The organism is Mycobacterium sp. BMJ-28, assembly GCF_054404835.1.
This window is the reverse complement of record NZ_CM136783.1, coordinates 3,569,750-3,582,176: the sequence shown is the minus strand read 5'-3', so window position 1 is coordinate 3,582,176 and position 12,427 is coordinate 3,569,750. Positions and strand designations below refer to the sequence as shown.

The window sequence follows — 12,427 nt, the reverse complement described above, 5'->3', positions numbered from 1 at the left end:
TTCGGAAGAAAAGCCAGTAGCGCCCAGTAGAACCGAACGGGTGGGCCCGTCATCGCCCGCAGTTGAGTGGCGCGCTTTTCCGGGTGCGCAAGCGGGGTGGTACCGCGGAAGCTCGCGCACCGGCGCGAACGTTCGTCCCCGTGCCTGATCCTTGGCACACAGGAGACGACACGGCAGTGGCCAGCTATCCGAAGCCCGCGGGCGGTTCGCCCAACTTCCCGGCGCTGGAAACCGAGGTCCTGGCCTACTGGGAGGCCGACGACACCTTCCGCGCGAGCATCGCGCGCCGCGACGGGGCACCCGAATACGTCTTCTACGACGGCCCGCCGTTCGCCAACGGCCTGCCGCACTACGGCCACCTGCTGACCGGCTACGTCAAGGACATCGTTCCGCGGTACCGCACCATGCGCGGTGACAAGGTGGACCGCCGATTCGGCTGGGACACCCATGGCCTGCCCGCCGAGCTCGAGGTGCAGCGTCAGCTCGGGATCGCCGACAAGGCGCAGATCGAGGCGATGGGTATCGGCGCGTTCAACGACGCGTGCCGGGCCTCGGTACTCAAGTACACCGGCGAGTGGCGCGCCTACGTCACCCGCCAGGCCCGCTGGGTGGACTTCGACAATGATTACAAGACACTGGATCTCGGCTTCATGGAGTCGGTCCTGTGGGCATTCAAACAGCTGTGGGACAAGGGCCTGGCCTATGAGGGCAACCGGGTGCTGCCGTACTGCTGGAACGACGAGACGCCGCTGTCCAACCACGAGCTGCGGATGGATGACGACGTCTATCAGAGCCGGCAGGACCCGGCGCTCACGGTCGGGTTCAAGGCGCTGGACGGTCCGGTCGCGGGTGCGCACCTGCTGATCTGGACCACGACGCCGTGGACCCTGCCGTCCAATCAGGCCGTCGCGGTCAACCCCGACGTGGCCTACGTCGTGGTGGAGGGGCCCGACGGACATCGCTACGTGCTGGCCGAGGCCCGCCTCGGCGGCTACGCGCGCGAACTCGGGGAGGAGCCCGTCGTGGTCGCCGGCTTCACCGGTGAGCAGCTGCTGGGCACGCGGTACGCGCCGCCCTTCCCGTATTTCGCCGACTCCGAGCAGGCCGGGAACTCCTTCCAGGTGCTGGGCGCAGAGTTCGTCAGCACCGAGGACGGCACCGGCATCGTGCATCTGGCCCCGGCCTACGGCGAGGATGACAAGGCCACCGCCGACATCGCCGGCATCGTCGCCGTCACGCCGGTGGACTCCAAGGGCCGGTTCGACGCGACGGTGCCCGACTACACCGGCCAGCACGTGTTCGACGCCAACGCGCAGATCATCCGGGACCTCAAGAACGGCACCGGGGCCGCGGCCGCCAACGGCGCGGTGTTGCTGCGGCAGGAGACCTATGACCACTCCTATCCGCACTGTTGGCGCTGCCGCAACCCGCTGATCTACCGGGCGGTGTCGTCCTGGTTCATCAAGGTCACCGAATTCCGGGACCGGATGGTGGAGCTCAACCAGCAGATCACCTGGTATCCCGAGCACGTCAAGGACGGCCAGTTCGGCAAGTGGCTGTCGAACGCCCGGGACTGGTCGGTGTCGCGAAACCGGTACTGGGGCAGCCCGATCCCGGTGTGGAAGTCCGACGACCCGGCCTATCCCCGGATCGACGTGTACGGCAGCCTCGATGAACTGGAACGCGATTTCGGGGTGCGCCCGGACAACCTGCACCGGCCCTACATCGATGAGCTGACCCGGCCCAACCCCGATGACCCGACCGGCAGGTCCACCATGCGCCGGATCGAGGACGTCTTCGACGTGTGGTTCGACTCCGGATCGATGCCGTATGCCCAGGTGCATTACCCGTTCGAGAACAAGGACTGGTTCGAGGGCGGAGCCGGGGGAGGCGAGGACGCACATTTCCCCGGCGACTTCATCGTCGAGTACATCGGCCAGACCCGCGGCTGGTTCTACACCATGCACGTGCTGGCCACCGCACTGTTCGACAAGCCGGCCTTCAAAACCTGTGTGGCGCACGGGATCGTGCTGGGCAACGACGGCGCGAAGATGAGCAAATCGCTGCGCAACTACCCGGACGTGTCCGAGGTGTTCGACCGCGACGGGTCCGACGCGATGCGCTGGTTCCTGATGGCCTCGCCGATCCTGCGCGGCGGCAACCTGATCGTCACTGAGCAGGGTATCCGCGAGGGCGTGCGCCAGGTGCAGCTGCCGTTCTGGAACGCCTACTCGTTCCTCACGCTGTACGCACCGGCGCGCGGCACCTGGCGAACCGACTCCACCCATGTGCTGGACCGGTACATCCTGGCCAAGTTGGCCGCGCTGCGCGATGACCTGACGGCGGCCCTGGATGTCTGCGATATATCCGGGGCCTGCGAGCAGCTGCGGCAGTTCACCGAGGCGCTGACGAACTGGTATGTGCGACGGTCGCGTTCGCGGTTCTGGAACGAGGACGCCGATGCCATCGACACCTTGCACACGGTGCTGGAGGTGATGGGCCGGCTCGCCGCGCCGCTGCTGCCACTGGTTTCGGAGGTGATCTGGCGCGGGCTGACCGGTGAACGGTCGGTGCACCTGACCGACTGGCCCGAAGCCGGCATCCTGCCCGCCGATCCGGAGCTGGTCGCGGCGATGGACCAGGTGCGCGAAGTGTGCTCGACGGGGTCCTCACTGCGTAAGGCCAAGAAGCTGCGGGTGCGCCTACCCTTGCCGAAACTGACTGTGGCGGTGGAGAATCCGTCGGCGTTGGCGCCGTTCGCCGATTTGATCGCCGACGAGCTCAATGTCAAGGCGGTGCAGCTCACCGACGCCATCGACACCTACGGCCGGTTCGAGCTGGCGGTGAATGCGCGGGTGGCGGGCCCGCGGATCGGCAAGGATGTGCAGGCCGCGATCAAGGCCGTCAAGGCGGGGTCGGGTGTGGTCAATCCCGACGGCACGCTGAGCGCCGGGCCGGCCACCCTGTTGCCGACCGAGTACACGGCCAAACTGGTTGCCGCGGATCCGGAATGGACCGCGGCGCTGCCGGACGGCGCGGGACTGGTGGTGCTGGACGGCGCCGTCACCCCGGAGCTGGAGGCCGAAGGTTGGGCCAAGGATCGGATCCGTGAGCTGCAGGAGCTGCGCAAGTCCAGCGGTCTTGAGGTGTCCGACCGGGTGTCGGTGGTGATGGCGGTGCCGCAGCAGTACGCAGGCTGGGCCGGCGCTCACCGCGACCTGATCGCGGGGGAGATCCTGGCCACCAGTTTCGAATTCGGTGAACCGCAAGACGGCACCGAGATCGGTGACGGTGTGCGGGTGGCGCTGGTGAAAGCCTGAGCGCGACGACTCAGAGCGCGCAGCGGCGGGTCAGCAACAGATCGCACCTGGTGTCCGGCGCCACGTCGAGGCGGCGGGGCGGGGTGGCCCGCCACCGCAGATACCACCCGTTGCTGTAGCGGTTCTGGATCTCCCAGGCGGTGAATCCGGCGTGCTGCAGCCGGCCGAACAACGCGCTGAACCGTTCGCGGTCGTCTTCTGGGTTGGCCTCGATGATGATGTCCATCCGGGCGGGGTAGTCGTCGAGGTGGTCGAGGATGTCGCCGAGGATCGCCGGTTCGGCGCCCTCGACGTCCATCTTGATCAGCCGGACGCCGCCCCGCTCGGGCGCGGTGAGGATCTCCCCGAGGCGGGCCGCGGCGACGGTGCCGCACTTGGTGCCGTGCCGTGCTGCGATCGTGGTGGTGGCGCCGGAATTGGACGGACCGAACTCATAGAGGTCCAGCCGGCCGGGCCGGTCGGACACCGCGACGTTCACCGTCCGGATCTTGGCGTCCAGGCCGGGATTGCGCTCGACGTTCTGTGTCAGCCGGTCGTAGATGCGCGCGGAGGCCTCCACCGACACGACGTCCGCGCCGCGGCTGGCGGCCAGCAGGGTGTCGTACCCGACGTTCGCGCCGATGTCGACGAACACGTCACCGGGTTGCAGGCTGTCCTCGATCACCGCCGAGATGCCCGGCTCCCACACCGAGAACAGCAAGACCATCCGCTGGATGGTGTCCACCGGGTTGCAGCGCATGGTGGCCCCGAAGTACGTCACACCGTCCTGTTCGGGTGCCCACCGGCGCAGGGCTGCGGTGTACAAGTCGAGCAGGCCGCCGCCGATCAGGCCCGGAACACGCCACCCCCTGAGCCGTTCCACGATCCTGCGGTGCTGTTGCTGTGCGTCGAACTTCCCCATGTGCGGAAGCTAACCACAGGCTGTGTCGCATCTGTGTGCGGGTCGAGAATCTTTCGGCGGCAGCACTATTGGATATCGCCGGGCTATGTTCCCGCGCAACCGTGTCCCCGGTTTTGCTGATTCTGCAGTTTGCTCGCGGGTCCACCCGGCTCGGCGGTCGAGGGTCGGCGTCGCCCGTCGGTTTCGGCAAAGGAGGTGCGCCGTCGCTGCTGTCCGGCATCGGGTTCGGCGCCGGCCGCCGCGGTTGTCGGCAAAGGTTGGTGAGCCGCGTCCGGGCCTACTTCGATCCCGGCCGGTACGCGGGCCGGCCCGTTGCTGTCAGAGGCTGTTCAGGGTTGGGCAACCCGGGCGCTGTGTCCGGCGAAACTCACCACGTCGCCGGGCCGCAGCTGCCGGCCGCGCCGCGTGTCGACCTCGTCGTTGACACTGACCAGTCCGTCGGCGATGACGGATTTGGCATCGGCGCCGGAGTCGATCAGCCCGGCGAGTTTGAGGAACTGCCCGAGGCGGATCGTCTCATCGCGGATGGGCACGTCGTTCATGGGCAGTCAGCGTAGCCACGTCGGACCCGCCGCATAGCATCGACAACCGTGGAGCGCTGGGTCCTGCACCTCGACATGGACGCGTTCTTCGCGTCCGTCGAGCAGCTGACCAGGCCCACGCTGCGCGGGCGTCCCGTGCTGGTCGGCGGTCTGGGTGGGCGCGGCGTGGTGGCCGGCGCCAGTTATGAGGCGCGGGTGTTCGGCGCGCGCTCGGCGATGCCGATGCACCAGGCGCGCAGGCTGGTCGGTGCGCCCGCGGTGGTACTGCCGCCGCGTGGCGCCGTGTACGGGGTGGCCAGCGGACGCGTGTTCGACACGGTGCGGTCCGTGGTGCCGGTGCTCGAACAGCTGTCCTTCGACGAGGCGTTCGGGGAACCGGCCGAACTCGCCGGTGCCGGCCCGGCCGAGGTCGAACGGTTCTGTGAAGCGTTGCGCGCCAAGGTGTCCGCGGAGACCGGGCTGGTCGCGTCGGTCGGTGCGGGCTCGGGCAAGCAGGTCGCCAAGATCGCCTCGGGCCTGGCCAAGCCGGATGGCATCCGGGTGATCGACCGCAGCCGCGAGCGGACGCTGCTGGACGGTCTGCCGGTGCGGCGGCTGTGGGGGATCGGCCCGGTCGCCGGGGAGAAGCTGAACCGGCTCGGCATCGAGACCATCGGCGCGTTCGCCGCGCTGACCGACGGCGAGGTCGCCGACATCCTGGGCGGCACCGTGGGGCCCGCCCTGCATCGGCTGGCCCGCGGCATCGACGACCGGCCGGTCGCCGAACGTGCCGAGGCCAAGCAGATCAGCGCCGAGTCGACCTTCGCCGAGGACCTGCGCACCCTCGATCAGCTCCGCGATGCCACCGGCCCGATCGGTGAACACGCGCACCGGCGGCTGACCAAGGACGGCCGCGGCGCCCGCACCGTCACCGTGAAGCTGAAGAAATCCGATATGAGCACCCTGACCCGCTCGGCGACGCTGCCGTATGCCACCACCGATGCGGCGACGCTGATCTCCACCGCCCGCCGGCTGCTGCTCGACCCCGTCGAGGTCGGACCGATCCGCCTTGTCGGAGTGGGCTTTTCGGGTCTGTCGCCGGTGCAGCAGGAGTCACTGTTCCCCGATCTCGACCAGAGCGGCGACGATATCGCCGAACAACCGGCTCCGGCGCCACCGACCATTGCCGCCGCGCTCACCCCGTGGCGGATCGGCGACGATGTGTCGCACGCCCGCTACGGGCACGGCTGGGTGCAGGGCGCCGGACACGGGGTGCTGACGGTGCGGTTCGAGACGCGGGCCAGCGGGCCCGGCGTGGCCCGGACGTTCGCCGCCGACGATGACGAAATCACCCGCGCCGACCCCATCGACAGCCTGGACTGGCAGGCCTATCTCGATGCGCTCTACCAGAGCACCGAATAGGTGGCCGACAGCGTGAAGCCATGGCCGCCGTAGGTTTTACAGGTCACGGTGCCCTGATAGCCCACACCGCAACCGGCGCCCCAGTTCTCCAGCCGGTGCCCCTCCGGCAGCACGTCGACGTCGCGGGTGAACGTCCTGGTGCCGGACTTCTGGTAGCCGGCCGGACCCCACGAGTTCACCACCGTCTGATCGAAGTCGGTGACGTCATGAGGCACTGCGTCGCAACCGACCGGGCCGCCGTTCGGCCCGATCCCGCAGGCTCGGCCGTCCGGCGTCTTGAAGAACACCCAGTAGAAATCGCCGGGGGCAGGCGATGAGTAATTGCCCTGTGCGACCGGATAGGAATCGACGGCATCGGCGCCGACGGGGGGTTGCGCGCCGGCCGGGGCGACCGGCAGCACGACCGAAATCACCGCTGCGATGGCGATCCGCCGAACCCGCTCCACGACTCATGGATACCCGGCCGCCGCGACGCTGTCAGCCACTTCGGGCGGCGCGTTTCCCGCCACCGCCGCGGCGTTTGGGATGATGGACGCGTGACTGACGAAACAGCGGCTGGATCGAGCGCGAACAGTGCGGCGGGCTCGGCCGTCCCCGTCGCTGCGGAGAGCCGCATCGGACCGCGAACGCGGCGGCGACTGCCCCTGCTGCTCACGGTGGCCGGCGTGGTGCTGGCACTGGACATCGTCAGCAAGGTGCTCGCGGTGCACCTCCTGACGCCGGGGCAGCCGGTGTCCATCATCGGGGACACCGTGACCTGGACTCTGGTGCGCAATTCCGGCGCCGCGTTCTCCATGGCCACCGGCTACACCTGGGTGTTGACCCTGGTGGCCACCGGCGTGGTGATCGGCATCATCTGGATGGGCCGCCGGCTGGTGTCGCCCTGGTGGGCGCTGGGGCTGGGCATGATTCTCGGTGGTGCGCTGGGCAACCTGGTGGACCGCTTCTTCCGGTCGCCCGGGCCGCTGCGTGGTCACGTCGTCGACTTCCTGTCCATCGGCTGGTGGCCGGTGTTCAACGTGGCCGACCCCGCCGTGGTGGGCGGTGCCATCCTGCTGGTGGTGCTGTCGTTGTTCGGCTTCGATTTCGACACCGATGGCCGGCGCCGGCCGGACCGGCCCGCTGCCGCGGGACCGGAGGCGGCGCCCGCTCAGGGCGACGACGCCGAGTCGCCGGAGTGACGACCCGCTCGATGCCGGTGCCCGAGGGCTTGGCCGGGATGCGGGTGGACGCGGGTCTGGCGCGGTTGCTGGGCCTGTCCCGCACTGCGGCCGCCGCGATCGCCGAGGAAGGTGGCGTCGAGTTGGACGGCGCCGCCGCCGGGAAGTCGGACAAACTGATCGCGGGCGCGTGGCTGGAGGTGCGTATCCCGGACGCCCCGGCACCGATCGAGAACACTCCCGTCGACATCGAAGGCATGTCGATCCTGTACTCCGATGCCGACATCGTCGCCGTCGACAAGCCCGCCGGGGTGGCCGCGCACGCGTCCGTCGGCTGGACCGGCCCGACGGTGCTGGGCGGGCTGGCGGCGGCGGGCTACCGCATCACCACCTCGGGTGTGCACGAACGGCAGGGCATCGTGCACCGCTTGGACGCCGGCACGTCCGGTGTGATGGTGGTGGCGATCTCGGAGCGGGCGTACACGCTGCTCAAGCGGGCCTTCAAGGAACGCACCGTCGACAAGCGCTATCACGCGCTGGTGCAGGGCCATCCGGATCCGTCCAGTGGCACCATCGACGCGCCGATCGGGCGGCACCGCGGGCACGACTGGAAGTTCGCGGTCACCGAACAGGGCAGGCACAGCGTCACCCATTACGACACGGTGGAAGCTCATGTCGCGGCCAGCCTGCTGGATGTGCACCTGGAAACCGGTCGCACCCACCAGATCCGGGTGCACTTCTCGGCGCTGCACCATCCGTGCTGCGGTGACCTGACCTACGGAGCCGATCCCAAGCTCGCCAAGAAACTGGGGCTGGAGCGGCAATGGCTGCACGCCCGCTCGCTGGCTTTCGCGCATCCCGCCGACGGCCGGCGGATCGAGATCACCAGCCCGTACCCGGCTGATCTGCAACACGCCCTGGACGTGCTGCGCCACCACGAGCCGTGACGTGACCCGCCGATCCGGACTGCTGTTCGGCGCCGGCGCGTACGGCATGTGGGGACTGTTTCCCGCGTTCTTCCCCCTGCTCAAACCCGCCGGCGCGATGGAGATCCTGGCGCACCGCATCGTGTGGAGTCTGGTCCTGATGGCGGCGGTGATCATGTTGGTCGGCCGGCTGGGCGACCTGCGCACGATGACCGGGCGGACGTGGTCGTTGCTGGCCGGTGCGGCGGTGCTGATCTCGGCAAACTGGGCCATCTACGTGTACGCGGTGAACAACGGTCATGTGGTCGACGCCGCGCTGGGATACTTCATCAATCCGCTGGTGACGGTGGCGCTGGGCGTGCTGGTCTTTCGGGAGCGCCTCAACCGCGCGCAGCTGGCCGCCCTGGGCATCGCAGTGGCGGCGGTCGCGGTGCTGACGGTGGAGGTCGGGTCGCTGCCTTATATCGGGCTGGGGCTGGCGCTCTCTTTCGCGCTGTACGGGGCGGTGAAGAAAACGGTCGACGCCGACCCGCGGGTCAGTGTCGGCGTCGAGGCCGGCCTCGCGGCGCCGTTTGCTCTGGGCTATCTCGCGGTGCTCCAGACGGCGGGGCACGGCACGTTCCTCGGGCACGGCGCGGCGCACGTCGTGCTGCTGGTGCTCTCGGGTGTGCTCACCGCAATCCCGCTGTTGTTGTTCGCCGCGGCGGCCCAGCGTTTGCCGATGGTGACAATGGGGCTGTTGTTCTATCTGACGCCGATCATGCAAATGACGTGGGGTGTGCTGGTGGGCCACGAGCCGATGCCACCCGCGCGCTGGCTCGGGTTTGCGCTGATCTGGGTCGCACTGGCGGTGTTCAGCGTCGATGCCGGCCTCCGGACGCGGTCAGCGCGCCGGCCGCTTTCCGGGGACGGCAATGTATAAACAACCTGAGAAGATTGCTGAGCGGCGCCGGTATTACCCGAGCCGCGGTCAACTCAGCAGCGGAAACCTGTAGCCTGGTCCGCAATGTTCAAACGTCCCAACGTGAGCGCCCATGCCTTCTTGGCGGGCAGTGGCCGACTTATCGTCCGCCATCCGGTGCTCATGATCGTCACGTGGTTGGTGGTCTGCGGCGCCTTGTTCGCTGCACTGCCACCCCTGGCGACCGTCGCCGCGCGGAATCCGCCGGACTTCCTGCCCAAGGACGCGCCCGTGCTGGCCGCCGGCAAGCAGATGAAGGAAGCGTTCAACGAGGCCGGGGCGAGCAATATGGTCGCCGTCATTCTGGTCAATGACAACGGGCTGTCCAAGGACGACGAGGTCACCTACCGAACCTTGGTCGACAAGCTGCGGGCCAAGACCGACTCGGTGATCGGCACCCAGGATTTCGTGCACATCCCCGAGCTCCGGCAGGCGATGCAGAGCAAGGACGGCAAGGCGTGGAACCTGCCGGTCAGCCTGTTCGGGACGATGGGCACGGGCCGGGGGCAACAGGCGTACCGCGACGCCATGAAGATCATCGACGAGGTGACGGCCAACACCACGCTGAAACCGAGTGTGGTCGGCGCGGCGGCGACCATGGAGGACGTCACCGGCATCGCGCTGCGTGATCAGCACATCATCGAGACGGCCACCGTTCTCACAGTGCTGCTCATCTTGATCATCGTCTACCGCAATATCGTCGCGATGCTGATCCCGCTGCTGACCATCGGCATTTCGCTGGGCACCGCACAACAGGTCGTTGCCGGTCTCGGTTTGATCGGCCTGGGCCTGGGCCCGCAGACCCTGATGCTGATCACCGGCATGATGATCGGTGCCGGCATCGACTACTCGGTCTTCCTGTTCAGCCGATATCAGGAGTACATCCGCGGCGGAATGGCCTCCGACAAGGCGATCATCGCCGCCCTGGTGTCGATCGGCGAGGTGATCGCCGGCTCGGCGGGCACCGTCGCCATCACCTTCATGTCGCTGATGTTCACCAAGCTGGCGGTCTTCTCGACGATCGGCCCGGCGCTCGCGGTGACCATCTTCATCGGTTTCCTGTCGTCGGTGACCCTGCTGCCGGCGTTCATCGTGCTGGCGGGCCGGCGCGGCTGGGTGAACCCGCGTAAGGACATCACCGGCCGATTCTGGCGGCTGTCCGGCGTGAACATCGTGCGCCGGCCCTGGCTCAATCTGGTCGCCAGCCTGATCCTGCTGATCACGCTGGCCAGCTGCGCGCTGTTGGTGAACTTCAACTTCGACGACCGCAAGAACCTGCCGGTGAAGTCGGCGAGCAACGACTCCTACGAGACGATGAACGCCCACTTCCCGGTGAGCAACTCGATGCAGCAGTTCATCGTGATCCATTCCGACGCACAGGATCTGCGGTCGCCGCGGGCGCTGGCCGATATGGAACAGATGGCCGCGCGGGTGGCTCAGCTGCCGAACATCGACGCCGTCCGTGGCATCACCCGGCCCAACGGCGAGATGCTGACCGAGGCCAGAGCCACCCATCAGGCCGGTGAGGTCGGCGAAAAGATGGAAGAGGCCACCAACCTCATCTCGCAGAACGACAGCAACCTCACCGCGCTCACCGATGGTGCGCGCCAGCTCGCCGACGCGCTGAACAAGCTCCGGGAGCAGGTGCTTCAGTCCGCCGGTCCGTTGACCACCATGCTGAATGCACTGGTGGAGATAGACAAGGAGTACGGGGGCACCGGCACGATCAAACGAGCCAGCGCCAGCGCCCAGTTGGTGGACGGCCTGCACAACCTGGGCAAGCAGCTGGGCATCGGGATGGACGCCGTGGTCACCAACGCCGTCTGGCTGCAGCCCGCGCTGCAGGTACTGAACTCGGTGCCGTGGTGCTCGATCGACCCCGCCTGCCGCGCGGTACGGACCGATATGACGAGTCTGCTCAACGCCTATCAGGACGGCACCATGATGCAGATCAAGGTGGCGGCACAAGAGCTGGAGACCACCGACGACGCGTCCCTGCACGACCAGCTATCGGGCATCGACTCCAATTTGAACACGGCGCTGACCGCCGCCGACGAGCTGAAGGCCACCGATCCGGTGGCACTGAAGAGTCAACTGGAGACGCTGACCAAGGGTGCCAACCTGCTCGCCGACTCCAGCGAGAAACTGGCTCAGGGCGTCAAGGTGCTGGTCGACCAGACCCGGCAGATGGGCGGCGGCCTCGGCCAAGCGTCAGATTTCCTGCTGGCGATGAAGCGCGACGCCGCGGACCCGTCGATGTCGGGTTTCTACATCCCGCCGCAGATCCTCACCCGGCCGGAGTTCGAGAAGGCCGCCAAACTGTTCATCTCGCCGGACGGGCACACCGCCCGGTATCTGGTGCAGACCGCGCTCGACCCGTTCGGCACCAAAGCCATGGACCAGGTCGAGGACATCATCACGGCAGCCGAAAGTGCCCGTCCCAACACCACTTTGGCCGACGCGCAGGTGACGATGGTCGGATTCACCCGCGGCCAGAACGACATCCGGGACTACTACAACGCCGATATCCGCTACATCGTGTTGGTGACGCTGGTCGTGGTGTTCCTCATCCTGGTGGTGCTGCTGCGGGCCATCTTGGCGCCGCTGTACCTGGTGGTGACCGTGGTGTTGTCGTACATGTCGGCCCTCGGGATCACCGTCGTGTTCTTCCAGTTCATTCTCAAACAACCCATCTTCTGGAACATCCCTGGCGTGACGTTCCTGGTGCTCGTCGCGGTGGGCGCCGACTACAACCTGTTGCTGATCTCCCGGATCCGAGAGGAGGCGCATCGGGGTATCCGCGCGGCCGTCATCCGCACGGTCGGTGCCACCGGCGGTGTCATCACCTCGGCCGGTCTGATTTTCGCCGCATCCATGCTGGCGCTCACCGTCAGCAGCATCGCGGCGATCGTGCAGATGGGTTTCATCATCGGCGTCGGTCTGCTGCTGGACACCTTCCTGGTCCGCACCATCACCGTGCCGGCCATCGCGGTTCTGCTGGGGGACAAGAACTGGTGGCCGGCGTCGCCCCCGGTCAAGGAGTTCGCCCGACGGCGACGGATCGCCGCGCCGGTGGCCGCCACCGTGGGCGCGGCGGCTGCCGGCGGCGGCAGTGCCGAGTGGCTCGATGACTTCGACGATGACGATGCCGACACCGATTTCGGACAGGCGGCCGCCAACGCGTCGCTGGTCACCCGGGCCTGGCGCATCGAATAA

Annotated in this window: 9 protein-coding genes; 6 read left to right on the top strand and 3 right to left on the bottom strand. The window is 67.8% G+C overall.

Translation table 11 applies throughout. The features are described from left to right. Window positions 1–176 precede the first annotated feature (176 nt). A complete protein-coding gene (gene ileS, locus ACXPWS_RS17795; RefSeq protein ID WP_458707929.1) occupies window positions 177–3,320 on the top strand; it encodes an isoleucine--tRNA ligase in 3,144 nt (1,047 codons plus the stop codon). 10 nt (window positions 3,321–3,330) lie between these two features. On the opposite strand, the gene ACXPWS_RS17790 is transcribed toward ileS, so the two are convergent. Continuing rightward, window positions 3,331–4,221, bottom strand: a complete 891-nt coding sequence (locus ACXPWS_RS17790; RefSeq protein ID WP_458707928.1) for an FkbM family methyltransferase — start codon at window positions 4,219–4,221, stop codon at window positions 3,331–3,333. A 329-nt stretch (window positions 4,222–4,550) separates the two neighbouring features. After that, window positions 4,551–4,763, bottom strand: coding sequence for an RNA-binding S4 domain-containing protein (locus ACXPWS_RS17785; protein ID WP_458707927.1), 213 nt, complete (start codon window positions 4,761–4,763; stop codon window positions 4,551–4,553). 75 nt (window positions 4,764–4,838) lie between these two features. Between ACXPWS_RS17785 and ACXPWS_RS17780 the strand changes: the two genes are divergently transcribed. Beyond that, window positions 4,839–6,164: a DNA polymerase IV gene (locus ACXPWS_RS17780; RefSeq protein ID WP_458713581.1), complete on the top strand. Its 1,326-nt coding sequence runs from the start codon at window positions 4,839–4,841 to the stop codon at window positions 6,162–6,164. Here the strand turns inward: ACXPWS_RS17780 and ACXPWS_RS17775 are convergent. Next, a complete protein-coding gene (locus ACXPWS_RS17775; protein WP_458707926.1) occupies window positions 6,146–6,610 on the bottom strand; it encodes a hypothetical protein in 465 nt (154 codons plus the stop codon). The two genes, ACXPWS_RS17780 and ACXPWS_RS17775, sit on opposite strands and share 19 nt — an antisense overlap. A gap of 90 nt (window positions 6,611–6,700) precedes the next feature. Here ACXPWS_RS17775 and lspA point away from each other — a divergent pair, with 90 nt between their 5' ends. The 4 genes from lspA (at window position 6,701) to ACXPWS_RS17755 (ending at window position 12,427) form a co-directional block, all read left to right on the top strand. Next, on the top strand, window positions 6,701–7,345 hold the full coding sequence (gene lspA, locus ACXPWS_RS17770) for a signal peptidase II (RefSeq protein ID WP_458707925.1): 645 nt from the start codon (window positions 6,701–6,703) through the stop codon (window positions 7,343–7,345). Window positions 7,346–7,356: 11 nt separating this feature from the next. Then, complete coding sequence (locus ACXPWS_RS17765; RefSeq protein WP_458713580.1) at window positions 7,357–8,271, top strand: RluA family pseudouridine synthase; 915 nt, start codon at window positions 7,357–7,359, stop codon at window positions 8,269–8,271. A 46-nt stretch (window positions 8,272–8,317) separates the two neighbouring features. Further along, window positions 8,318–9,172: an EamA family transporter RarD gene (rarD, locus tag ACXPWS_RS17760; RefSeq protein ID WP_458713579.1), complete on the top strand. Its 855-nt coding sequence runs from the start codon at window positions 8,318–8,320 to the stop codon at window positions 9,170–9,172. An 84-nt stretch (window positions 9,173–9,256) separates the two neighbouring features. Further along, entirely contained in the window at window positions 9,257–12,427 is a 3,171-nt protein-coding gene (locus tag ACXPWS_RS17755) for an MMPL/RND family transporter (RefSeq protein WP_458707924.1), read from the top strand.

Excerpts from the sequence above, each read along its gene's own strand:
- ACXPWS_RS17765 (WP_458713580.1), top strand. The coding sequence starts at position 7,357 with ATGCCGGTGCCCGAGGGCTTGGCCGGGATGCGGGTGGACGCGGGTCTG.
- ACXPWS_RS17780 (WP_458713581.1), top strand. The coding sequence starts at position 4,839 with ATGGACGCGTTCTTCGCGTCCGTCGAGCAGCTGACCAGGCCCACGCTG.
- rarD (WP_458713579.1), top strand. The coding sequence starts at position 8,318 with ATGTGGGGACTGTTTCCCGCGTTCTTCCCCCTGCTCAAACCCGCCGGC.
- ACXPWS_RS17790 (WP_458707928.1), bottom strand. The coding sequence starts at position 4,221 with ATGGGGAAGTTCGACGCACAGCAACAGCACCGCAGGATCGTGGAACGG.
- ACXPWS_RS17785 (WP_458707927.1), bottom strand. The coding sequence starts at position 4,763 with ATGAACGACGTGCCCATCCGCGATGAGACGATCCGCCTCGGGCAGTTC.
- ACXPWS_RS17755 (WP_458707924.1), top strand. The coding sequence starts at position 9,257 with ATGTTCAAACGTCCCAACGTGAGCGCCCATGCCTTCTTGGCGGGCAGT.